General features: G+C 60.9%; 22 protein-coding genes and 2 pseudogenes. 12 read left to right on the top strand and 12 right to left on the bottom strand.

Translation table 11 applies throughout. The annotated features are described in order from the left end of the window. The first annotated feature begins 36 nt into the window (after positions 1-36). Positions 37-1,260 carry an argininosuccinate synthase gene (locus LPU83_RS57910; protein WP_024315286.1) on the top strand — a complete coding sequence of 408 codons (1,224 nt, stop codon included), beginning with the start codon at positions 37-39 and terminating at the stop codon, positions 1,258-1,260. A 50-nt stretch (positions 1,261-1,310) separates the two neighbouring features. Here LPU83_RS57910 and LPU83_RS57905 read toward each other — a convergent pair whose 3' ends face one another. Continuing rightward, positions 1,311-2,648: an IS4 family transposase gene (locus LPU83_RS57905; RefSeq protein ID WP_197901934.1), complete on the bottom strand. Its 1,338-nt coding sequence runs from the start codon at positions 2,646-2,648 to the stop codon at positions 1,311-1,313. A 64-nt stretch (positions 2,649-2,712) separates the two neighbouring features. Then, positions 2,713-3,896, bottom strand: a pseudogene (locus LPU83_RS57900) (multidrug effflux MFS transporter). 204 nt (positions 3,897-4,100) lie between these two features. On the opposite strand from LPU83_RS57900, the gene LPU83_RS57895 reads away from it, so the two are divergent. Next, entirely contained in the window at positions 4,101-4,742 is a 642-nt protein-coding gene (locus LPU83_RS57895; RefSeq protein WP_024316792.1) for a LysE family translocator, read from the top strand. Positions 4,743-4,744: 2 nt separating this feature from the next. Here the strand turns inward: LPU83_RS57895 and LPU83_RS57890 are convergent, their stop codons facing one another. Further along, positions 4,745-5,176: a hypothetical protein gene (locus tag LPU83_RS57890; RefSeq protein WP_024316793.1), complete on the bottom strand. Its 432-nt coding sequence runs from the start codon at positions 5,174-5,176 to the stop codon at positions 4,745-4,747. Between the two features lie 212 nt (positions 5,177-5,388). Between LPU83_RS57890 and LPU83_RS57885 the strand changes: the two genes are divergently transcribed. The 5 genes and pseudogenes from LPU83_RS57885 to ppa all read left to right on the top strand — a co-directional run bounded on the left by LPU83_RS57885 (position 5,389) and on the right by ppa (position 11,849). Then, a complete protein-coding gene (locus LPU83_RS57885; RefSeq protein ID WP_024316794.1) occupies positions 5,389-7,476 on the top strand; it encodes a M3 family metallopeptidase in 2,088 nt (695 codons plus the stop codon). 262 nt (positions 7,477-7,738) lie between these two features. Continuing rightward, positions 7,739-8,262 (top strand): annotated as a pseudogene (locus LPU83_RS57880) (alkaline phosphatase D family protein); the annotation flags it as partial. Positions 8,263-8,386: 124 nt separating this feature from the next. Continuing rightward, positions 8,387-10,204: a translational GTPase TypA gene (gene typA / locus LPU83_RS57875; RefSeq protein ID WP_024316796.1), complete on the top strand. Its 1,818-nt coding sequence runs from the start codon at positions 8,387-8,389 to the stop codon at positions 10,202-10,204. Positions 10,205-10,407: 203 nt separating this feature from the next. Beyond that, on the top strand, positions 10,408-10,914 hold the full coding sequence (locus LPU83_RS57870) for a GNAT family N-acetyltransferase (protein ID WP_024316797.1): 507 nt from the start codon (positions 10,408-10,410) through the stop codon (positions 10,912-10,914). A gap of 398 nt (positions 10,915-11,312) precedes the next feature. Then, on the top strand, positions 11,313-11,849 hold the full coding sequence (gene ppa / locus LPU83_RS57865) for an inorganic diphosphatase (protein ID WP_024316798.1): 537 nt from the start codon (positions 11,313-11,315) through the stop codon (positions 11,847-11,849). On the opposite strand, the gene LPU83_RS57860 is transcribed toward ppa, so the two are convergent. Both LPU83_RS57860 and LPU83_RS57855 read right to left on the bottom strand, forming a co-directional pair. Next, entirely contained in the window at positions 11,850-12,164 is a 315-nt protein-coding gene (locus LPU83_RS57860) for a DUF167 domain-containing protein (protein ID WP_024316799.1), read from the bottom strand. Beyond that, a complete protein-coding gene (locus tag LPU83_RS57855; protein ID WP_016556606.1) occupies positions 12,161-12,451 on the bottom strand; it encodes a YggT family protein in 291 nt (96 codons plus the stop codon). Before LPU83_RS57855 ends, LPU83_RS57860 begins: the two co-directional genes overlap by 4 nt. A 139-nt stretch (positions 12,452-12,590) precedes the next feature. Here LPU83_RS57855 and LPU83_RS57850 point away from each other — a divergent pair, with 139 nt between their 5' ends. Continuing rightward, a complete protein-coding gene (locus LPU83_RS57850) occupies positions 12,591-13,838 on the top strand; it encodes an MFS transporter (protein ID WP_024316800.1) in 1,248 nt (415 codons plus the stop codon). Positions 13,839-13,844: 6 nt separating this feature from the next. On the opposite strand, the gene LPU83_RS57845 is transcribed toward LPU83_RS57850, so the two are convergent. The 7 genes from LPU83_RS57845 to hemC all read right to left on the bottom strand — a co-directional run bounded on the left by LPU83_RS57845 (position 13,845) and on the right by hemC (position 20,273). Continuing rightward, the gene (locus LPU83_RS57845) at positions 13,845-14,330 is read right to left on the bottom strand and encodes a RidA family protein (protein ID WP_024316801.1); all 486 of its coding nucleotides are present in this window, start codon (positions 14,328-14,330) and stop codon (positions 13,845-13,847) included. A gap of 150 nt (positions 14,331-14,480) precedes the next feature. Beyond that, complete coding sequence (locus LPU83_RS57840; protein ID WP_024316802.1) at positions 14,481-15,239, bottom strand: glutamine amidotransferase; 759 nt, start codon at positions 15,237-15,239, stop codon at positions 14,481-14,483. Further along, complete coding sequence (locus LPU83_RS57835; RefSeq protein ID WP_007794220.1) at positions 15,229-15,714, bottom strand: tellurite resistance TerB family protein; 486 nt, start codon at positions 15,712-15,714, stop codon at positions 15,229-15,231. The genes LPU83_RS57840 and LPU83_RS57835 overlap by 11 nt, the downstream gene beginning before the upstream one ends. A gap of 15 nt (positions 15,715-15,729) precedes the next feature. Then, the gene (locus tag LPU83_RS57830; protein ID WP_024316803.1) at positions 15,730-17,322 is read right to left on the bottom strand and encodes a heme biosynthesis protein HemY; all 1,593 of its coding nucleotides are present in this window, start codon (positions 17,320-17,322) and stop codon (positions 15,730-15,732) included. 3 nt (positions 17,323-17,325) lie between these two features. After that, positions 17,326-18,537: a COG4223 family protein gene (locus LPU83_RS57825; RefSeq protein WP_024316804.1), complete on the bottom strand. Its 1,212-nt coding sequence runs from the start codon at positions 18,535-18,537 to the stop codon at positions 17,326-17,328. 88 nt (positions 18,538-18,625) lie between these two features. Further along, entirely contained in the window at positions 18,626-19,336 is a 711-nt protein-coding gene (locus tag LPU83_RS57820; protein ID WP_024316805.1) for a uroporphyrinogen-III synthase, read from the bottom strand. A 7-nt stretch (positions 19,337-19,343) separates the two neighbouring features. Beyond that, on the bottom strand, positions 19,344-20,273 hold the full coding sequence (hemC, locus tag LPU83_RS57815; protein WP_024316806.1) for a hydroxymethylbilane synthase: 930 nt from the start codon (positions 20,271-20,273) through the stop codon (positions 19,344-19,346). Between the two features lie 73 nt (positions 20,274-20,346). On the opposite strand from hemC, the gene tsaD reads away from it, so the two are divergent. The 4 genes from tsaD to LPU83_RS57795 are packed head-to-tail and all read left to right on the top strand — an operon-like array spanning position 20,347 to position 23,162. Next, the gene (tsaD, locus tag LPU83_RS57810) at positions 20,347-21,444 is read left to right on the top strand and encodes a tRNA (adenosine(37)-N6)-threonylcarbamoyltransferase complex transferase subunit TsaD (RefSeq protein ID WP_024316807.1); all 1,098 of its coding nucleotides are present in this window, start codon (positions 20,347-20,349) and stop codon (positions 21,442-21,444) included. After that, a complete protein-coding gene (locus LPU83_RS57805; protein WP_024316808.1) occupies positions 21,441-22,424 on the top strand; it encodes an NAD(P)H-dependent glycerol-3-phosphate dehydrogenase in 984 nt (327 codons plus the stop codon). The genes tsaD and LPU83_RS57805 overlap by 4 nt, the downstream gene beginning before the upstream one ends. A gap of 10 nt (positions 22,425-22,434) precedes the next feature. Further along, positions 22,435-22,728, top strand: a complete 294-nt coding sequence (locus LPU83_RS57800; protein ID WP_024316809.1) for a YciI-like protein — start codon at positions 22,435-22,437, stop codon at positions 22,726-22,728. Between the two features lie 2 nt (positions 22,729-22,730). After that, positions 22,731-23,162, top strand: a complete 432-nt coding sequence (locus LPU83_RS57795; protein WP_024316810.1) for an EVE domain-containing protein — start codon at positions 22,731-22,733, stop codon at positions 23,160-23,162. Positions 23,163-23,167: the final 5 nt, after the last annotated feature.

Raw genomic sequence — 23,167 nt, 5'->3', positions numbered from 1 at the left:
GTTTGCCGCCGCCCTTTTGCAACGGACCTCATCATCATGGCATCTAAGAAAGACGTGAAGAAAGTCGTGCTCGCCTATTCCGGCGGCCTCGATACCTCGATCATCCTGAAGTGGCTGCAGACGGAGCTCGGCGCCGAAGTCGTGACCTTCACGGCCGATCTCGGCCAGGGCGAAGAGCTGGAGCCGGCGCGCAAGAAGGCCGAGATGCTCGGCATCAAGGAAATCTACATCGAGGACGTGCGCGAAGAGTTCGTGAAAGACTTCGTCTTCCCGATGTTCCGTGCCAATGCCGTCTATGAGGGCGTCTATCTGCTCGGTACGTCGATTGCGCGTCCGCTGATCTCCAAGCACCTGATCGACATTGCCCGCAAGACCGGTGCCGATGCGATCGCGCATGGCGCAACCGGCAAGGGCAACGACCAGGTTCGTTTCGAGCTCTCCGCCTATGCGCTGAACCCGGATATCAAGATCATCGCGCCGTGGCGCGACTGGGCCTTCAAGAGCCGTACCGATCTCCTGGCATTCGCTGAGCAGCATCAGATCCCGGTCGCCAAGGACAAGAAGGGAGAGGCGCCGTTCTCCGTCGACGCCAACCTGCTGCACTCCTCGTCCGAAGGCAAGGTTCTGGAAGATCCGGCGCAGGAAGCTCCTGAATACGTGCATATGCGCACGATTTCGCCGGAAGCCGCTCCAGATAAGGCAACGATCGTCAAGGTGGGTTTCGAGAAGGGCGATGCTATTTCGATCAACGGCGTTCGCATGAGCCCGGCGACGCTGCTTGCAACCCTTAACAATTACGGCCGCGACAACGGCATCGGACGCCTCGACCTCGTGGAAAATCGCTTCGTCGGCATGAAGTCGCGCGGCGTTTACGAAACGCCCGGCGGCACGATCCTGCTTGCCGCGCATCGCGCAATCGAATCCATCACGCTCGACCGCGGTGCCGCGCACCTCAAGGATGAGCTGATGCCGCGTTACGCCGAGCTGATCTATTACGGCTTCTGGTTCTCGCCGGAGCGCGAGATGCTGCAGGCGTTGATCGACAAGAGCCAGGAGCATGTCGAGGGCGAAGTGACGCTGAAGCTCTACAAGGGCAATGTCATGGTCATCGGCCGCGAGAGCCCGAAGTCGCTCTACTCCGACAAGCTCGTCACCTTCGAAGACGACCAGGGCGCCTACGACCAGAAGGATGCCGCCGGCTTCATCAAGCTCAACGCACTGCGTCTGCGCACGCTCGCAAAGCGCAATATCACGAAGTAAGCGAGAACAGCTCGATAGAGTCAAAGGCCCCGCTTACGCAGTAATGCAGTTCACTTAGGTTTGCTTACGGCTCTTATCGGGTATCTGGCAGGCAGTTTTTTGACGACACGGGGGCATGATCGCCCCCGTTTTTCTGTCAGCAGCAAGTCTGCCAATCTGTTTCTCAATCTGGTGAGGTGGGCGGGGATTTTGCCGGGTGCTTCGATCGCCATCCATCCCCATTCGTGACGCAGGTAATGCAGGGCTGTGATAAAGCTTAGTCGGGTTGGCTCGACTTGGGCTTCGGTCGCGACCTCTGCCATTTCGAGCCGCACCAGATTGTAGGCCAGCAACGCGCCCCAGACCTCCTGATAGACAGTCTCCGGCGTGCCGCTTCGCAGGGTCAGTTCGCTACCGAGAAGCTCCTGCTTGAGTTCGCGATAACTTGTCTCGATGCGCCATCGCTCTTCATACTGATGGACGATTTCGCTTGCCGGATAAGTTTGTCTGTCCATCAGCGATGTCAACAATATGCGCTTTTTGCCATGGCTGGTGGTCGTCTCGATGGCCCTGACCTCCCAGAAGGCCGGCAAGTCCGGTTCTGCCTGCCGCGCCTGGGGCGAGACCTTCATGCGCACCCGATAATCGGTGGGGTGCGGATCCAGTCGTTCCCATGTGCTGTTGGCTTTGGCCGGAATCAGCCAGTGACGCTCATGTCCCTTCGTCTGCAATTGCAAGAGAAGGCTGGCACTGAAGAAGCCCTTGTCGAAGACCGTCAGCGAATGGTCCGGAACCCGGTCGAGCAGGCTTTTGGCATAGAGCATCTCGTTTGTGCCATAGGCTCCGAACACCGCATCACGCACCAGATGCGTCGCCAGCGCCGTCAGCGTCAGCAGCCGCAATTGCGGATAGCTTGCGACAACGCCAGACGCGTAGGCCTGCGCTCCAAAATGCGCCCGGTTCTCCGGGCTGTCGGACGTCCGCAGCGTGCTGCCGTCCACGGCATAACGACAAAGACCCCGCCAGGCACGCCCGGATTGGTGGCGTTCATCCCAGCATGATGCACTCATTGCAAACAACTGCGCCAACGGTGCCTGACCCAAGCGCTGCCGTGCCTGTGTCAACGCGCTCTTGGCAATATCCGCGTTGACCTCATCGGGCAAAACCAGATCAAGATGAGCCACCACCTCCGGGATCGACTGATGACGATAAAGGGCCAACGCAATCACCAGCCAGACGACCTGCTCGGCTGGCAGCTTGCGCTTGCGGATGCTCGCCTTGCCTGTCGTGGCGAGAGCCTGAGCGATCCAGTCCGGGTCGATCGCCTGCGAAAGAGCCGATAATTCGGCCGAATGTCCAAGGGTGCGTGACATCACAAACAAAAACAGGATGGGAAAACGAATCCCCATCCTGAACCATCAAACTTGCCCGCAGCTCACTAAGTGAACTGCATTACCGCTTCGGCGGGCCTTTTCATGCGCCAATCGTGGCGTGGGAAACCTTTGCGGCGCGCCGTGAGGCGCGGACGAACCAGACGTAGCTCGCAATGGAGATCAGTGCCATGGTCGGGATCACGGTTCCGAACGCCAGAAGCGGCATGCCGATCAACGAACCCGCGACGCCGCCTGCAAAGCCGCCACCCATCTGGATGAAGCCCATCATTGCGGACGCCGAGCCGGCAATATGCGGGAAGGGGTAGAGGCCCGAGGTTGTCATGTGCGGCGTCAGGAAGGCAAGTCCGAAGGCCAGGAACGCGATCGGCCCCATAATCGAGAGATAGGTGGGCGTCACGAAGTGGACAGAGAGCGCAATCATGATGCCCGCGGACCCGAGCAACCCGAGCCCGACGCGCACGGAACCGTCACCGCCCAAGCGCGGCGCCGCATAACGCAGGCAGATGGAGCCCAGGAAGTAGGAACCGGACTGCAGCAGCATTCCGAGGCCGAAGGCTGTCGGCGAGAGGCCGACGACCTTGATGAGGATGAACGGGAGCAGCGTGGCCTGCGCATAGAGGGCCCGATCGAGCCGCCGAGCACGAGCGAGGCGGAGACGAAACGGCTTTCACGTGCAAGCTCGGTATACGCGGCCAGAAGCGGTCCGGGCAGGGCACGGCGGCGATCGGGCACGCTGGTTTCGCGCATGAAGACGACCACCGAAAGGCAGATCAGCAGACCGAAACCGATGAGAAGGAAGAAGACGGACTGCCAGCCGAAGGCGGCAAGCGCCAAACCGCCGATTGTCGGTGCCGCGGCCGGCCCAATGGCGATCATGATCCCAATCAGGTTCATGATACGGGAGGCCTCGGTTCCGGTGAACTGGTCGCGCACGATGGCGCGGGCGACCGTGATCCCGACGGAGGCGCCGATGCCCTGGATGAGACGGCCGGCGAGCAACCATTCGATGCCAGGCGCAAAGGCGGCAAGCAGGCTACCGGCGACATAGATACCGATGAAGAGGAGCGTCGCCGCGCGCCGGCCGAAGGCGTCCGAGAGCGGGCCCGCAAGCAATTGCGCAACCGAGAAACCGGCGAAATAGACGGAGAGCGCCATCTTGATTGCCGAGTCGGACGTCCGGAATGCCTGCACGAGCTCGGGCATCGCAGGGGTATAGATCGACATCGAGATCGGGCCGATTGTTGCGAGAAGCGCGCCGAGCATGCTGGTTCGCCGTTGGCTCATCCGGAATGGGGGCATAGGGGTACTCGCTCTTGGTGGCATGTGCGAAGCCGCCCAAAGGGCGACCCCTTCCTTCTGTCGGAAGCTGCGTGATCCGGCAATTCAAAAATCTTATGGGTCGCCATCATCGCTTGACGGGCCTCGATTGGCGCATAAGCTGCGATGGTTCCTTCCGGAGTTCTTTCGATGACCCAATCGTTGCTTGCGGGCGCCTTTCTGGCTGCCCTTCTTTATGTGCTGATTCCCGGTCCGGCGTTCCTCGCGTTGCTTGGCATCGGTGCGGGGCAGGGACGTCGCGCCGGCGCGCTGTTCGTCGGTGGCCATCTGGTCGGTGATCTGCTGTGGGCGTCACTGGCGCTGATTGCAATCATCGGCGCAAAGACGATCGGGACCTTTGTCTTCGACGCGCTCGGTCTTCTCTGTGGCTTCTACCTTGCCTGGATCGGCTGGAATGCTGTGAGGGCAAAGCCGAAAGGAGACGGACAGGCTTTGTTGGTCGTCGAACGGCCGTTCCGCCGTGGCCTGATCTTCGGCGTCACCAACCCGAAAGGGTATCCCGTGGCGCTCGCAACGTTCACGGCTCTCGTTGCCGGCTCGGCGAGCGCGTTGCAGTTTCACACGTTGCCGGTCCTGCTTGCGGTTTCGTTTCTGGGCTTTATTGTCGCCGATATGATCCTGATCACGATCATTGGCGCCGGCACGGTGCGGCGGTTCTATCGCTCGCACGAGCGGCTGATCGTCCGCTGCTCCGGTGTCTTGTTCATGGGTTTCGCAGCGCAGGCGCTCTGGCACGCGACACCGGGCCTGCTCGGGTGGCGGAAAGCCTGAGATCAGACGTCGAGGAAACTGACGACCGAATTGAGCGTTGCCACCGTTTCCGGGTCGCCGATCGACGTCGCGATCTGCAGCTGATCTTTGTAGTAGTCCCGGAAATTGAAGCTCGTCGCATCGGTGATATCGGAGAGGTCGAGGATGTTGCCGGCTGGGTCGATCGTTCGCATCGGCAGCGGTTCGGAGATGGCGGCGAATGTATCCTGATTGATCGCGCCCGCATCGAAGCTCTGCCTTGCATATTGGCGCAGTTCGCTGGCGCTGATCGCGGAGAAATCCGGCGTATCGCCGCCAGTTTCATCAATGTGGAATGCCGTCGAAGGCTTCGCAGCTGTGCCGATTTTGGCTTCTAATTCATTGTAACTATTAGAATTATCGGAATTTCTTCTGAAAAGGAAATTCGGCGAAGACCGCACAGAAAGGATTTCCATGGCCCATATCCAATTGCAAGAAGATGACGAGCAAAGCTATCGCGCGCGCCGAAGCCGCGTCAATCGTTAACGATTGGTTAATTCTCATGCATCATTTCTTGCCGTGAACTTTTCACAGTCAGGCGGCGGAAAGAGCGTCCGATCGGCAATACCAATTGCGTACGGGCATCCCTATATTGCCTGTTCAGTTGCCTGCCACAAAGGATGTCCGCATGCCTTCCACACCACAATTCAATCCGGCACTCTTCGAATGGAACGGCCTTCACGGCCTGCCTCGGTTCGATGCGCTCAACGACGGTGACTTCGCTTCCGCTTTCGATGCCGCACTCGCCGCACACGAGAAGGAGATCGATGAGATCGCCGGAAATCCGGAAGCGCCGACATTCGAGAACACGGTCGCTGCTCTAGAGATTGCAGGCGATCAGCTGTCGCGCGTATCCGCACTGTTCTGGAACCGGGCAGGCGCTCACACCAACGACACAATCCAAACACTGGAGCGGGACATTTCGCCGAAGATGTCGCGTCACTACTCCAAGATCGGCATGAATGCGGCCCTCTTTACCCGCATCGATGCCCTGTGGGAAGCGCACGAAAGCCTTGGTCTGTCGCTGGAGCAGACACGGGTGCTGGAGCGGCACTGGAAGGGTTTCGTCAAATCCGGCGCGAAGCTGCCGAAGCCCGAGCAGGAGAAGCTTGCGGGCCTCAACGAAAAGCTCGCCGGCCTCGGCACCCAGTTCGGGCAGAACGTGCTTGCCGATGAAAAGAACTGGGCGCTGATCCTTTCCGACGGCGCCGATCTCGACGGCATTCCCGAATTCCTGAAGGATGCGATGGCGGCTTCTGCACGCGAGCGAGGCGAAGAGGGCAAATTTGCCGTGACCCTGTCGCGCTCGATCATCGAACCGTTTCTCACCTTCTCCGAGCGGCGCGATCTGCGTGAGCAGGCCTTCGAGGCTTGGGTAGCGCGCGGCGAGAACGATGGTGTGACGGACAATCGCGGCATCATCCGCGATATGCTTGCGCTTCGCGACGAGGTGGCGAAGCTCCTCGGCTATGGTAACTTCGCGGAACTGAAGCTCGACAACACGATGGCGAAGACGCCCGGTGCGGTGAACCACCTACTTCGACAGGTGTGGGCGAAAGCTGTCAAGCGGGCCGGCGAAGAAGAGGCCGACATCGCCAAGCTGATCGCCGCAGAGGGCAAGAACCATGAGGTCATGCCCTGGGACTGGCGGCACTATGCTGAGAAGATCCGCGCACAGCGGTTCAACTTCTCCGAAGCCGAGTTGAAGCCTTATCTCCAGCTCGAGAAGATCATCGATGCCTGCTTCGACGTCGCCGGCCGGCTGTTCGGCATTCGTGCCGTCGAGAAGAAAGGCGTTCCCGCCTATCATCCCGATGTTCGCGTTTTCGAGATCCGCGACCGAGAGGACACGCTGGTGGCGCTCTTCCTTGGCGATTATTTCGCTCGCAGCTCGAAGCGCTCCGGCGCTTGGATGAGCTCATTCCAGTCGCAGCACAAGCTGCCGCTGAAGGACGGACGACAGGGCGAGCTGCCGATCATCTACAATGTCTGCAATTTCGCCAAGCCTGCCGAAGGCAAGCCCGCGCTTCTGTCGCTCGACGATGCGCGCACGCTGTTCCACGAATTCGGCCATGCGCTCCACGGAATGCTCTCGAACGTCACCTATCCCTCGGTCTCCGGCACGGGCGTCTCGCGCGATTTCGTTGAATTGCCGTCGCAGCTTTACGAGCACTGGCTGACGGTGCCAGCGATCCTCAAGCAGTATGCGGTGCATTTCGAAACCGGCGAGCCGATGCCACAGGCGCTGCTGGACAAGGTTCTGGCGGCCCGCACTTTCAATTCCGGCTTCAATACGGTCGAGTTTACCTCCTCCGCGCTTGTCGACATGGCGTTCCACACGCGCGACAAGGTCGAGGACCCGATGGCGGTGCAGGCCGGGGTGCTCTCGGAGCTCGGCATGCCGAAATCGATCGTCATGCGTCACGCCTCGCCGCACTTCCAGCACATCTTCTCCGGCGGTTATTCAGCCGGCTACTATTCCTACATGTGGTCCGAGGTGCTTGATGCGGACGCCTTCGCCGCCTTCGAGGAGACGGGCGACGCGTTCAACCGGGAAATGGCAGCCAAGCTGAAGGACAACATCTATTCCGTCGGTGGCGCCATCGATCCCGAGGATGCCTACAAGGCCTTCCGAGGCAAGCTGCCGAGCCCGGATGCAATGCTGGTGAAGAAGGGACTTGCGACCTTCGAAGAACTGTCCGGCAGCGACGCCTGACAAGTCATGTTTTGCGCATCTTGGATGCGCAAAAGCTAAAGTATTGGCGGGTGACAACATCTGACCGCTTCGTCACATGACTGTCACTGAAGGTTAATAAGCAACCGGCATCGACCTTAACCGATGCCGGTTTTTTCATGACCTCTCAGCCTTCATAGACGAGTGCTGCCGTTTCGAGGGCCGGCGTCGAATTGCACTATGGTGCAACGCCTGTTCTGAAGGGCATCGGCATTTCGCTTTCCAAGGGCAAGACGCTGGCGCTGCTTGCTCGACGGCGACGTGGAAGGTTGCCTGCGATCTGCCGATCGGGCTTGTGATCTGGGACGACTACGGACATCGGCGGGGAAGCGAGTCAATCTCGAACGGCGACAATGGCGCGCCACTCGGTCGCGAGCTGGAGTTTGCCGACCTGCTGCGGTTCGTCCGCGATGCCTGCATATCCAACATGGTCTGGCTGACGGCCGACGTGCACTATACGGCAGCGCACTCCTACGATCCCGGCAAGGCGACGTTCCGCGAGTTCCTCCCGTTCTGGGAATTCGTGGCTGGACCTCTCCATTCCGGAACCTACGGCCCGCAACAACTCGACATGACCTTCGGCCGCAGGTGAAGTTCATGAAGGCAGCACCCGGCGGCCCGGAGCAGAACCTGCCGCCATCGGCCGGCATGCAATTTTTCGGGCTGATCGATATCGATGGGCAGACCGAGCAACTGAGGGTGCGGCTGATAGACCGGAACGACACGGAACTGTGGCGGACGACCATCGACCCGCAGATATCGAGTTGACGCCATGGGTGGCAGGCAATCGGCTTTCCCCCCTTTCGCAGAAGCGAAAAACACTGTATGAGCCGCCCAAATGAAATTGGCGCCTTCTCCCAGCGCGGCGCCCCAGCCTCAGAGATATAGACATATGGCACTTCGCAACATCGCGATTATCGCGCACGTTGACCATGGCAAGACGACACTGGTTGACGAGCTTCTGAAACAGTCCGGCTCGTTCCGCGAGAACCAGCGCGTTGCAGAACGCGTCATGGATAGCAACGACCTGGAAAAAGAGCGCGGCATCACGATTCTTGCCAAGGCAACGTCCGTCGAGTGGAAGGGTGTTCGCATCAACATCGTCGACACCCCCGGCCACGCCGACTTCGGTGGCGAAGTCGAGCGTATCCTGTCGATGGTGGACGGCGCGATCGTTCTGGTCGACTCCTCCGAAGGCCCGATGCCGCAGACGAAGTTCGTCGTCTCCAAGGCGTTGAAGGTCGGCCTTCGCCCGATCGTCGCGATCAACAAGATCGACCGTCCTGATGGTCGGCACGAAGAAGTCATCAACGAAGTCTTCGACCTCTTCGCGAACCTCGACGCGACCGACGAGCAGCTCGACTTTCCGATCCTCTACGGTTCGGGCCGCGATGGCTGGATGAACGTCAACCCGGAAGGTCCGAAGGACCAGGGTCTGGCACCGCTTCTCGACCTGGTGCTCGAGCACGTTCCGGAGCCGACAGTCCACGAGGGCCCGTTTACGATGATCGGCACAATCCTCGAAGCCAACCCCTTCCTCGGCCGCATCATCACCGGCCGCATCAATTCCGGTTCGATCAAGCCGAACCAGGCCGTCAAGGTTCTGAGCCAAGACGGCAAGCTGATCGAAAACGGCCGTATCTCGAAGATCCTCGCTTTCCGCGGCATCGAGCGCACCTCGATCGAGGAAGCACATGCAGGCGACATCGTGGCCATCGCCGGTCTCTCAAAGGGCACGGTTGCCGACACCTTCTGTGATCCGGCTGTTACCGAGGCGCTGACCGCACAGCCGATCGATCCGCCGACCGTCACCATGTCCTTCATCGTTAACGACAGCCCGCTGGCCGGCACCGAAGGCGACAAGGTGACCTCGCGCGTCATCCGCGATCGTCTCTACAAGGAAGCCGAAGGCAACGTCGCGCTGAAGATCGAGGAAGCAGAAGGCAAGGATTCCTTCTACGTGTCGGGTCGTGGCGAATTGCAGCTTGCCGTTCTGATCGAAACCATGCGCCGCGAAGGTTTCGAGCTCGCCGTATCGCGTCCGCGCGTCGTGATGCACCGCGACGAGAACGATCAGCTGATGGAGCCGATCGAAGAAGTCGTCATCGACGTCGACGAAGAGCATTCCGGCGTCGTCGTCCAGAAGATGTCCGAGCGCAAGGCCGAAATGACCGAGCTGCGTCCTTCGGGCGGCAACCGTGTTCGCCTGGTGTTCAATGCGCCGACGCGCGGCCTGATCGGCTATCAGTCGGAACTCCTGACCGACACGCGCGGTACCGCCGTGATGAACCGTCTGTTCAAGGACTACCAGCCTTACAAGGGCGAAATCGGTGGCCGTACCAACGGCGTTCTGCTCGCAAACGCTGCGGGTGAAGCTGTGGCCTATGCCATGTTCAACCTGGAAGATCGCGGCCCGATGATGATCGAGCCGGGCGAAAAGGTCTACATGGGCATGATCATCGGCATCCACTCCCGCGACAACGATCTTGAAGTCAACGTTCTCAAGGGCAAGCAGCTGACCAACATCCGCGCTGCCGGCAAGGACGAAGCCGTAAAGCTGACGCCGCCGATCCGCATGACGCTCGACCGCGCTCTGTCCTGGATCCAGGACGACGAGCTGATGGAAGTGACGCCGAAGTCGATCCGCCTGCGCAAGATGTATCTCGACGCAAACGATCGCAAGCGCTTCAGCAAGGCAAAGATCGCCTGAGCCATCCAGACGCCTTGAAGTCTTTCAACCCCGGCCATCGTGCCGGGGTTTTTTATTGTGTGCTGCGTCGAATCCGGCTTGTCGCAATAGTTAAAAAAGCGTTAAATTTCAGCCGTCGTCCACACGTTAAGTCTGTGGGCAAGCGACCTGAATGCGTTGGGCGCATATGGTTAATTGCCGACAATGGGACCAGAGTAAGCGTTATGAAGACGTTGTCGATCGATGTTCGGCGGGCCGAACCGCAGGATTCCCGAGCTATATCGGAAGTGCATCGGCTTGCGTGGCAGCACACCTATGCGGGGATTATTCCGCATCGTGCGTTGCGGCAAATGATCGAGCGTCGCGGGGAGAACTGGTGGCGCAAGGCGACCCGCGGACCCGCAACACTACTCGTTCTCGACGTGGCCGGCATGGTCGCAGGCTACGCGACACTTGGCCTCAATCGTGCCCGTGCGCTGCCGCAGGAAGGCGAGATCTACGAACTCTATCTCCGGCCGGAGTACCAGGGGATTGGCCTCGGGCACATGCTCTTCGGCGAAGCAAGACGGCTTCTGAAGTCGCTCGGCTGCAATGGACTGGTCGTCTGGTGCCTCGAGGAAAACGAGACCGGAGCGCAGTTCTATCGCAGCCACGGTGGCGTCGACTATTGCGAGGGCATGGAAACTTTCGACCAGAAGCAGCTAAAGAAAATCGGCTTCATCTGGGGTTGAGGCCGGTCTCTCCGTTTTTCCTCTTACAGTATGAGCCGGTGGCCTCACGGCGATAACGGCAATCCCGTGACCTTTATTACGGCGACGTTGCCGGTCATGATCTCGATAGGCGGGGCTGGTGACGGGCATAGTCGCCGACCGGCTGCAGCGTCGGGTCATGCTTGGTCTCCACCTCTGGAGAAGGCTGAGGCAGCTGGGCCGGTACCTGCGCCGCATCTCATCAGACGACGAGGGACGTTGCTCGGATCCGGTGCGGCGCTTGCGCGGCAACGACCCGCAAGCCGCGTATTGCCTTGACCGTCGTTTTAAGACAGCCTCAAATCCGCACGGGCGTGTTGCGTTGCGGGATGATTCCCAGTATCTGGCAACCATCGACTTAACCTTTAGAGGGAAGCTCTATGCGCATTGACGCGATCTCCATCGGCAAGAACCCGCCGGAAGATGTCAACGTAATCGTTGAAGTGCCCGTTGGCGGCCACCCGATCAAGTACGAGATGGATAAGGAGGCCGGGACGCTGGTCGTTGATCGCTTCCTCTATACGCCGATGACCTATCCGGGCAATTACGGCTTCGTGCCGCACACGCTATCTGAAGACGGCGATCCAATCGACGTTCTTATCGCTAGCACGCGTCCGCTCGTTCCGGGCTGCGTCATCAACGTGCGCCCGATTGGCGTTCTCAAGATGGAAGACAATTCCGGCAAGGACGAGAAGATCATCGCCGTACCGTCGCCGAAGCTGACCCTGCGCTACGAGAAGGTAAAGGACTATACCGACCTTCCGGAGATCACGCTGAAGCAGATCGCGCACTTCTTCTCGCACTACAAGGATCTCGAGCCCGGCAAGTGGGTGAAAATCTTCGGCTGGGGTGATTCCAAGGAAGCCGGCGCCCTGATCCTTGAGGCGATCGAACGCGCCAAGAAGGAAAAGGCCTGATCAGCTCTCGACGAGAGCACCCAATGTCCTGATCAAATCCTCCGGGTCGCCTTCGATCCGGAGGGTTTTTTTACGCGACGTATCGCCTGAGGCGAGGCTGATCGATGATTTCGCGACGCCAAGCGACTTGGCGACGAGCGCGATCAGCGCCTTGTTCGCCTTTCCCTTTTCAGCAACGGCAGTCACTCTGGCTTTGAGGTGGGACTTGCCCTCGGCGTCGGTGTCCACGCCGTCGATTGCGTCGCGCCCGCCATTGGGCGTCAGGCGAACTGCAAGAAAGATGTGGTCGGTGAATGCAGCCCAGGGCTGGCTCATGCCACCAGCGGGAAGATTGAATTCCACATCAGCGAGCGCACGAAAAAGATGATCAGCAACAGGATGATCGGCGAGATGTCGATGCCGCCGAGGTTCGGCAGCACGCGGCGGATCGGTCGCAGCAGCGGTTCGGTCACGTTGTAGAGGAACATGCCGACCGAATTGACAAATTGGTTGCTGGAGTTGATCACGTTGAAAGCATACAGCCAGGAAAAGATAGCGCTGGCGATCAGCACCCAAGTGTAGAGATTCAAAGCCAAATCAATGGTTTGAAAAAGCGCAAGCATTGCAATCTCCAGTTCGTTGTTGACAGACATGTAGACATTGACGACTAAACGAGCAAGTGCTGTCTCGAAACGCATTGTAAATCATGTTTAACAGCGGCGTCGTGCGTTGGCGTCTGGCCTGTTGCCTTGGAAAGCCTTCATGTCCTTTTCGCCAACCGGAGATCGTTTTGCTGCGTTCCGGCATTCGTCCTACACCCGGTTCTTCTTTGCACGGTTTCTGCTGTCGTTCTCGCAGCAGATCGTCAGTGTTGCCGTCGGCTGGCAGATGTATGACCAGACCGGCAGCGCCATCTATCTCGGACTGATTGGCCTCGTACAATTTCTGCCATCGCTGGTCCTGATCCTTGTCACAGGATCCGTCGCCGACCGGCACAATCGACGTGCGATCGCCGCCATCTGCTCGCTCGTCAGCGCCATGTGTACGCTGGCGCTGCTATTGATGACGATAACCGGCACGTTCTCGCCGTTGCCTGTATTTGCCGTTCTGCTGGTTTTCGGCATCGAGCGCGCCTTCATGTCGCCGGCAGTGCAGTCGCTGGCGCCGAACCTTGTGCCAACAGAGGATTTGTCGAACGCCATTGCCTGGAATTCGTCTTCATTGCAACTCGCGGCGATCACAGGCCCCGTTCTTGGCGGCCTGTTATACGGCGTCAGCCCTCATACGGCCTACACGGTCGCTGTTATCTTCGCGGCCCTTGGTGCAGCACTGCTCTATATGATCCCCAAGCCACCGCAGAAGACGACTGGTGAAGCCAAAAGCTGGGACATGATCCTCGGCGGCTTCCGCTTCATTCGGGCGGAGAAAGTCGTGCTTGGAGCGATTTCGCTCGATCTCTTCGCGGTGCTCTTGGGCGGCGCAACGGCACTGATGCCGATCTTCGCCCGCGATATCCTGACCCTCGGTCCTTGGGGGCTCGGCCTTCTACGCTCGGCGCCCGGGGTTGGCGCGATCGCCATGGCAATTTTTCTCGCCGCCTATCCGCTCAGGCATAGTGCCGGCGTCGCCATGTTCGTCGGCGTCGCCCTATTCGGCATCGGCACCGTCGTTTTCGGGTTCTCGACCAGCACGGAGCTATCGATCGCGGCGCTGGCCATCATGGGTGCGGCCGATATGATTTCCGTCTATGTGCGGGAGAGCCTGATCGCACTCTGGACGCCGGACGAACTGCGCGGTCGGGTCAATGCCGTCAACATGGTCTTCGTGGGCGCCTCGAACGAACTCGGCGAATTTCGAGCAGGCACGATGGCTTCCATTTTTGGCGCCGTCCCTGCGGTTATCATCGGCGGTATTGGCACGCTTGCCGTGGCGGCGATTTGGGCAACGAGCTTTCCGAAGCTCCGCAAGATCGACACGCTTGATGCGCCGGAGCGGCTAGGAAAAGTGTGACGGCCCTCAGGCCGAGATGATGACCTCTGCTTCGATTTCGACCGGAAAGTTCAGCGGCAGGCCGGCAACGCCAATCGCGGATCGGGAGTGACTGCCCACCTCCGGCCCGAACACCTCGATGATCAGTTCGGTAAAACCATTGATTACGGCTGGCGGATTGGCAAAGCGCGGCGCGCAATTCACCATACCGAGCACGCGGCACCAGCCGGTAATGCGATCAAGGCTGCCCAACTCCCGCTTCAGGCTGCCTAACATGGAAAGAGCTACTTTCCGCGCGGATGCCTTGGCCTCCTCAATGGAGATGTTCTCGCCAACGGCTCCGAATGGGCCGGCGGGCGTACCATCGGTATTCTGCGGACCATGGCCTGAGACGAATGCGCGATTGCCGCGCACATTCACCCACGGAAACGGAAGGACCATGTTGGAAGGCAGTTTCAGGGGTTGCGGTAGAACCAATCCCATCGCGGCAAGTCTCTGTTCGTAGTTAGCCATGGAATTCCTCCGGAGATAGCTTTGGTCGTCATTGCTCGGGCACGGCAATTCAAAGATCTAATCTTGGCTCGGAACGCAATTTTGCTTGTGAATATTACCAGAGTGGTGGTGTGCGCGATTCTAGCACGACGCTGTGCCGGGCGCACGCTGCTAAGCGGGAAGGACGGCCCTGGATGTTGCGACGGATTTGGACGTCTTGCCCTCGAAAACAATATCAAGGAACTCGTTCAGCCACGCTTTCAGCGGCGCGTCGAAGAGCATGCGTCCTTCCAGATGCTCGCGACCCTGCTGCGCGTTCGGAAGAATGAAGCGATGGGCGCCGTGAACCACCCAGCGGTGCATCATCGCGCGTGTCAGCTCGGCATGGAACTGCAGACCCCACGCATGGCCGCCATAGCGGAAGGCCTGATTGGGATAGGTATCGCCTTCCGCGAGCAGCTCGGCACCGTGCGGCAGGTCGAAACCTTCGCGATGGAAGTGATAGACCATCTTGGGCCAGTGCATCAGCAGGCGGCCCTTCTCGGTGGGACGTAGCGGATACCAACCGATCTCGGTGGAACCGTCGGCATTCGCCTGAACCTTGCCGCCGAGCTGCCTCACCAGCATCTGTGCGCCAAGGCAGATGCCGAGCAACGGGCGTTTCTCTCTCAGCGGCACATCGAGCCAGTTGATCTCCGTCTTGACGAAATCATCTGTATCGTTGGCGCTCATAGGGCCACCGAAGACAACGGCGCCCGCATGTTCGGCGAGCGTGGAGGGCAGTCTATCGCCGAGAACCGGGCGCCGGATATCGAGGCGATATCCCTTCTCGACCAGAAGCTGACCGACCCGGCCAGGGCTGGAACGCTCCTGATGCAGAACAATCAGGACGGGATGTTCGCCCGTCTCCGGAAAGCGGTCAGTCGGCATCGTCCTGCACTACCTCGGTATCCGTGACCCGTCGCGCTGCCTCCTGCCGCTTCTGGATGCGCTCACGAGCCGAAACGCCAAGAAGTTCGGCGATACGCCAGATCGCGTCATCCTCCATCTCGCTGCGCTCGCCATCGGCATAGACGATGTCCCAGAGGACTCCGATCAGTTCGAGCCGCTGTTCCGTGTTGAGGTGGCGCTTGAGATCCGAGGTGAAGCGGTAGTAGTCGACGGCATCGCTTTCCGCCTCCTGGCCGGCGGCCATCAGCGCATCGAGTTGCTTGCGGTCGAGCCCATACTGATCCTTGAGCAGCTTACGAAGCCGCTTCGTCTCACTGTCCTTGACCTGACCGTCCGCCTCCATGACCTGCATGCAGAGCGCGGCCACCGCGATGCGCGGATCATCGGGGGCGAAGCCTTTCTTTGCATTGTCGGAAGTCAGATTCTGAAAAAATTCCTGGAAGCGTTCGAACATTTAGGTCCTGTTTGTCTAGAAAAGGCGAAGCCGTGTCTTGGGTTCTGGCTCTGCCGCTGGATTGCGAACGCCGGGATCGTCCGGCAGGCCGCCAAAGAAGGGGCGCGGTTCGGGTGAAATTGCAGCTTCTGCCGCCCGCTTGGTTGGTGCAGGCGGTTTTGGAGATGGACGCGCCGCCTCAGCGATCGTGGCGGCCCGCTCGAGTTCGATGATGCGGTGGTCGTTGGCCGGGCTTTCTGAACGGGCTTCGCGCACCGGCGGCAGCGTTCTCAGCGCGCTGTCGATCGAGATCGTCGTGCTTTCATCGGCCGCCTTCTCCACATGGTCGAACGGAGCCTTCCAGACAAAAGCATCCAGTCGGCCGGTGACGGGCGAGAGCGGCAGCCATTTGTCGGAAACGAAGCCATCTGCCACCCATGCCGGATCGCGCGGCGCCTTGAGGGCCTGGGCAAGCCAATGGCGAATGCGACCCTGATCACCGGTTTCGGCCTCCTCGATGTCGGCGAGCAGCAGAAAGGCGGATTCGCGTGGCTCGACACGGGCAGCAGCCTCCGCCTTGGCGCGGGCCTTCGCGAAATCCTGCGTGTCGAGAGCGGCCTGCGCCACGAGAAGCAGGGATTCGACGTTGTTTGGCCGCATCCCCTCCAGGCGCTCGGCACGCTTCAGGCGGTCAGCAGCAGAGTCGCCGCTGCGGGCTCGCACATAGGTCCGGCCGATATCCGGGTGCGGGGCCGACTTCCACGCCTGCTCGAGGATCGACGCCGCCTTCCTCAGCTTGTCTTCGCGGAACAGCGCCTTCGCCGCGATGATGGCGGCAGGCTCGAAGTCGGCGGCGAGCTTGAGCGCATGTGTGGCGTCGTCGCGCGCTCCCGCTGGATCGTTCTCTAGCTTCTCGGTTGCGCGAGCGGTCAGCAGTACGGCGCGAAGCCGCTCGGCCTGTGCCTTTTCGACGACGCGGCCGGCCTTTTGCTGTTCCAGCAGCCGTAGGGCGTCGTCCCAGCGACCTGCCTGGCTCCGATATTCGAGCGTCGCCTGGGCAGCCCACGGAAGATAGGGCGCGTTGTCGGCAGCCTTTTCCGCATATTGACGCGCGGCCTCATTGGCGCCGAGCCGCTTGGCTTCGAGATACAGTCCGCGTAACCCGAGTTCGCGGGTCTCTGGATCGTTGGTCATCGCCTCGAACTTGGCGCGGGCTTCGTCGTGGCGACCCTCGATCAAAGCAGCCTGCGCCTCCAGCAGGGCAATCAGCGGCTCCTGATCGGCGCGGATCAGACCGCGGGAGCGGGCGGCCATCTTGCGCGCCATCAGCGCATTGCCGGCGCCCGCTGCGATCAGGCCTGTTGATAGTGCCTGATAGCCGCGATCGCGCTTGCGGGCACGAAAATAGCGGGTGATGGAATAGGGCGACATCCAGATCATCCGCAGCAGCCGCCACAGGATCATCACGACTGCAATGAGTGCAATCAGGGCGCTCGCCGCAACGATGAGCCGGGTCTGGTAGAGCTGCCCTTCCCAGATCAGCGAAAGATCGCCGGGGCGATCGGCTAGCCAGGAAAATCCGTAGCCAAGAGCCAGCACCAGGAAGGCAAATATGACGAGCCTGACCATGCCTCAGCCCTCCTTGCCGGCGTTGGAAACGGCCTTGGACAAGGCGCTGCCCACGAGATCCTCGACGCGGATGCGGGCTTCCAGCGATTGTTTGAAGGCGGCCGATGCCTGTTTGGCCTGAGCCGGCAGATCGATCCATTCGGTTGCGGCCCCCTGTAGGTCGCCGTTCTTCACCTTGTCTTCTATACGGGCGGCGATCGCCTCAACGCTCTCGCCTTCGATATTGCCGACGGGGCGAACTTTAACCAACGATTTGGCGCTTGCCATCAATCGGTCGGACCAGCTCTGGTTGGGGTCGGCCTGATTGACGGAATCGACGATCGCCGTTGCGACATCCGGTAGCTGGCGGATCAGCTCGGCGCGTGAGGGAACGCCGGTCTCGGCGAAATTGCGCAGATCCGCGGCAGCCTGGTCATCAGGGGAGACGCTGGCAAAAGTGTCAAGCTCGGCAACGAACGGCCCGCCGCGATCGATTGCTGCTTTCAGCGCGGCGGCGGCGATCGCCTTGGCAACAGCAACGTCCTGCCGCGGTTCGTTCAGCTTCTTCTCCGCCTCAGTCAGACGTTGCTCGATATCGGCGCCGTCGGAGGTTTTCTGATCCGCGGCTTGAGAGATGGCGCCACGCAGCTGATCGATCTGGCCGTTCAGGTCGGCGATCTTCTGATTGAGGGCATCGACCGCAGTCGTGTCGGTGGCAGCAGGCGGCGGTGCTTTGGCCGTCGTTTCCAACGCAGCGATACGCTGCTCTAGCGCATTGTTATCGGACGTGGAGGGGGCAGCGGCGAGATTGGCGAGCGATTGCTTCAGCCCGTCAATTTCGGCGGAGAGATTGGTGACATCGGCAGATGCTGTAACAGGAGCGGATGAGCCGGGCAGGTAGCCTGCATATTGAATGGCCCCGGCGCCGAGAAGTGCTATCAGGCCACCAACGATACCGGCGGCGACCAGAGCCGACGTGCTGCCGCGCTGCGGGGCAGGCGGCGCCGGTGGAACCGGCTCATCGGCCGCGGGGTCGGCAGCAGCTGTCGGCGCTTCGTGAGGCGGCGGTCCGTTGGGCGATTCGGACTGCGCTCGGGCCTCATCCGAGGGGCTCGCGTCCGGTTCATCGGCTTTCGTTTCGGCGTCCCTGGCAGAAGCAAATTCCTGCGCGTCCAGATCGACAGTGACCGGCTCTTCGGTGCTCTTCGAGTGGCGAGGCGGATTTCCTGGTGCCATGAGATCCTCATATTTATGCAATGCAACGAAAGTAGTCAGTGATGCCAGTCAAGGAAAGAGGTTAGATCAAATTTGGGCGGGCAAGCGTTCAAAGGAGCGACAAAAGGCTGCGCTCCTCCGGCACGCTGGCGATGCTTACTGCGCCCTGCAGCGGTATGGGGACTGCTTCTGCAACGGATTTGCTAAGGCAGAGAAAGCGCATTCCAGCTAGCCCGTCGGGACTCATGTGCGCCTCGATCACGCGAAAGAAGTTTTCCGCTGTCTGGCGCGAGAAAAAGAGGATCGCGTCCGGCCGCTGATGCGCGACGATCGTTTGCAGTGTTTGCGGCGCAATCCATGTCGGTTCCATCCGGTAGCATTCCACGACGGTGATCCTTAGGCCGATTTCGCGCGCGCGCTTCTCGAAGGTCTCGGCCCTTGGTCGGCCGGCAAGGTAGAGAACAAAGCCGCCGCCTGCCCTTTCCGCGATTGTCTCGGCGAGCTCGGTGCCGCTGCCGCCGGACGCCGTGACTGCGGTGAAACCGATCGTCCGCGCCTCCTCGGCCGTCGCATCCCCGACTGCAAAAACAGGCCGCGTGAGATGCACCGCGAGCTCGGCGCTATGCGTTGCAAGCGCCCTGATCGTTTCAGCACTGGTGATCACAATACCGCCTTCGGTCGTCTCGAGGCCGCGCACCGCCGCATCGCCATCGTGAACCGGCTGCGACAGCGGCAGCAATATCGGTTCGTGCCCCAATTCGCGAAGACGCTCGGCGGTGCGCTCGCCCGAATGCTGAGGACGGGTCACGAGGACACGCATCAGGACATCAGCTCCAGTCGTCGAAGAAGCTGCTGCCGGCGCGCGCCCGAATCTCCTGCCCGGCACGCGTGCCCAACGCAGCCGCATCGCGCCTGTGACCGTCAACGCTGACGGCGTGCTGGTTGCGGCCATCCGGCGTGATGATCAAGCCGGAGAAGCGTACCTGGTCGCCTTCACAGATGGCATAGCCGCCGATCGGTGTGCGGCAGGAGCCGTCCAGGGCTGCGAGAAAGGCGCGCTCACAGGAGACCGTGTCGAAGGTCGCCGTATCGTTGATGGGGGCAAGGAGTGCATCGATGCGTGCGTCACCAATGCGGCTTTCGATGCAGATCGCACCCTGGGCCGGTGCGGGCGGAAAGGTTTCCGCGGCGAGGATATCGGTTATCACGTCGACCTTGCCGAGCCGCTTCAATCCGGCGAGCGCAAGCAGAGTGGCATCGACCTGGCCTTCTTGCAGCTTTCTCAGCCGTGTATCGACGAGGCCACGGAAGGTGATGACCTTGATATCGGGACGCATGCGGCGGATCAGCGCCTGGCGGCGAAGCGACGAGGAGCCGACGGTCGCGCCGTGGGGCAGGTCGATCAGCTTTGGCGCGGTGCGTCCGATCACCGCGTCCCGGACATCCTCGCGCGGCAGGTAGGCAGAAAGACAGAGCCCTTCCGGAAGCCGTGTCGGCATGTCCTTGGCCGAATGCACCGCGATGTCGAGGTCGCCGCTCGCAAGCTGCTGCTCCAGTTCTTCGGTGAACAGGCCCTTGCCGCCGATCTCGGCCAGCGAGCGATCGGTGATGCGATCGCCCTTGGTGCTCAGCACGACGATTTCGAACATCTCTTCCGGCAGTCCGTGCGCCGCCATCAGCCTGTCGCGGGCTTCGTGAGCCTGGGCGAGTGCCAGCGGGCTGCCTCGGGTGCCGATCCGGAAAGGTTTTGTTTGCATCCGCATTGATCCGTTGTTACCGGAGTTCCTCGTAAACAGGTTTAAGACCCATCGCAATCAACGATCAGGTTTCATGGCGCCCTTTCTACGCATCCTCGGCATCGAAACAAGCTGCGACGAAACTGCGGCGGCAGTGGTCGAGCGAGCCGTCGACGGGCGGCCGACGGTGCGTTCCGACGTCGTCCTGAGCCAACTCGAGGAACACAGCGCCTATGGCGGCGTTGTGCCTGAGATCGCCGCTCGCGCCCATGTCGAGGCACTCGATACGCTGATCGACGAAGCCTTGAAACGTGCCAATGTGTCGCTCTCGGATATCGATGCCATCGCGGCAACGTCCGGGCCTGGCCTTATCGGCGGTCTGCTCGTCGGCCTCATGACCGGAAAGGCGATTGCCAAGGCCTCCGGAAAGCCGCTCTACGCCGTCAATCACCTTGAAGGGCATGCATTGACAGCGCGGCTGACGGATGGGCTCGCATTTCCATACTTGATGCTGCTCGTTTCTGGCGGCCATACGCAGCTTATTCTTGTCCGTGGTGTCGGGCAATACGAGCGCTGGGGCACGACCATTGATGACGCGCTCGGCGAAGCCTTCGACAAGACGGCGAAACTGCTGAGTCTGCCTTATCCCGGCGGGCCGGCGGTCGAGCGCGCGGCCAAGAGTGGTAACCCGGATCGCTTCAATTTTCCGCGGCCACTGGTGGGAGAGGCCAAGCTCAACTTCTCGTTTTCCGGCCTGAAGACGGCCGTGCGCCAGGCCGCGACCGAAATCGCGCCGTTGACGGAGCAGGATGTGGCGGACATCTGCGCCTCATTCCAGAAGGCGATCTCACGGACGCTGAAGGATCGCATCGGCCGCGGGCTGGAGCGTTTCAAGTCCGAGTCCCTTCATGTCGACGGCAGACCGGCCCTCGTGGTGGCCGGCGGTGTGGCTGCCAACCTGGAGGTTCGCAGCACGCTGCAGTCGCTTTGCGGCAAGCACGGCTTTCGTTTCGTCGCGCCGCCGCTGCGGCTGTGCACCGACAACGCCGTGATGATTGCCTGGGCTGGTCTGGAGCGGATGGCGACAGGCGTGGCGCCTGATGACCTCGATGTGCAGCCGCGCTCGCGCTGGCCGCTGGATTCCAACGCCGAAACCTTGCTTGGCTTCGGCAAACGGGGAGCGAAAGCATGAGCGAAAAGATTGCCGTCGTCGGAGCTGGTGCTTTTGGAACCGCGCTTGCCGCGGTGATCGCCCTGACGGAGCGCAACGCGGTGACGCTGGTCGGTCGGGATCCTGAACTGATCGCGGACCTGAAAGCTGAGCGTTTGCACGATGCGGTCTTGCCGGGCATCGCGTTGCCGGAGTCTCTCGCCTTTTCCGCCGAACCCGATGCGATCGGCGATGCCGATATCGTGCTCTTCGCGATGCCCTCGCAGGCGCAGGCGGATGCCGCAAGACAGTACCGACCCTATTTGGGGAGCAGTGCCATCGTCGTGACCTGCGCCAAGGGCATCGAGAGGGCGACGGGCAATCTGCTGACCGACATGCTGGAGCGCGAAATACCCGGTCATGCGGTTGCTGCCCTGTCGGGACCCGGCTTTGCCGCCGATATCGCCAAGGGATTGCCGACGGCGATGGCGATTGCTGCGGCTGATATGGATGTTGCCGAAAGGCTGGCACATGCAATCTCCGGTCGAACTTTCCGGCTCTATGCCTCGTCCGACCGGGTCGGCGTGCAGCTCGGCGGCGCACTGAAGAATGTTCTGGCGATTGCATGCGGCATTGTCGAGGGGGCCGGCATTGGAGACTCCGCGCGTGCGGCGCTGATTGCACGCGGGCTTGCCGAGATGTCGCGTTTCGTCGTCGCCAAAGGTGGACAGGCGGATACCGTGCGCGGGCTGTCCGGCCTCGGCGACCTGGTGCTGACCGCTACCAGCCACCAATCGCGCAACCTGCGCTTCGGGATTGCACTCGGCCGCGGCGAGACAGTCGATCCTGCCCACGGCGAGCTCGTCGAAGGCGCCTTTGCGGCCGCTGTTGCATCGCGCCTGGCGCAGTCGCTCGCTGTTAGCATGCCGATCACCGATGCCGTTTCCGCTATCATCGACGGTAAGCTCGGCATTGCCGAGGCGATCGATCAGCTCATGACGCGCCCGATTACCACAGAATAGGAGTTTCGATATGCTCTTTGCTCTTCTCTGCAAGGACAAGCCCGATCATCTCAGCGTCCGCATGGAGGCCCGGCCCGCTCACGTGGAACATCTCAACAAGCTCAATGCTGAGGGCGTGTTGAAGATGGCCGGCCCGTTTCTCGACGGTGAGGGCAAGCCATGCGGCAGCCTCGTCATCATTCATGCCGATACGATCGAAGCGGCCAAGGCGCTGGCGGACAGCGACCCCTACACGAGGGCCGGGCTTTTTGAGAGCGTCGAGATCAAGCCCTTCAATTGGGTCTTCAACAATCCGGAGGCATGAGCGTGGCGCATTGGCTTTACAAATCAGAACCGGCTTCCTGGTCCTGGGAGCAGCAAAAGGCGGCCGGCGAGAAGGGCATCGAGTGGACGGGTGTCCGCAACTATCTCGCCCGCAACAACATGCGGGCGATGCAGCTTGGCGACAAGGGCTTCTTCTATCACTCCAACGAAGGTCTCGAGATCGTGGGCATCGTCGAGGTGTGTGTCTTGTCGCATCCGGACTCGACAGCCAAAGGCGACGACCGCTGGGATTGCGTTGACATTCGCGCCGTCTGCGACATTCCCAAACCGGTTTCGCTGAAGGACATCAAGGCCAACGAGAGGTTTGCCAAGATGTCGCTCGTCACCTCCATGCGGCTTTCGGTCCAGCCGGTGACTGACGATGAGTATCTGGAGATTTGCCGGCTAGGTGGCCTCGATAATCCGCCGCGTTGAGACGC

Source organism: Rhizobium favelukesii, from assembly GCF_000577275.2.
Classification (GTDB): Bacteria; Pseudomonadota; Alphaproteobacteria; order Rhizobiales; family Rhizobiaceae; genus Rhizobium; species Rhizobium favelukesii.
The sequence above is the reverse complement of the archived record's forward strand: the minus strand, read 5'-3'. Positions and strand labels throughout refer to the sequence as shown.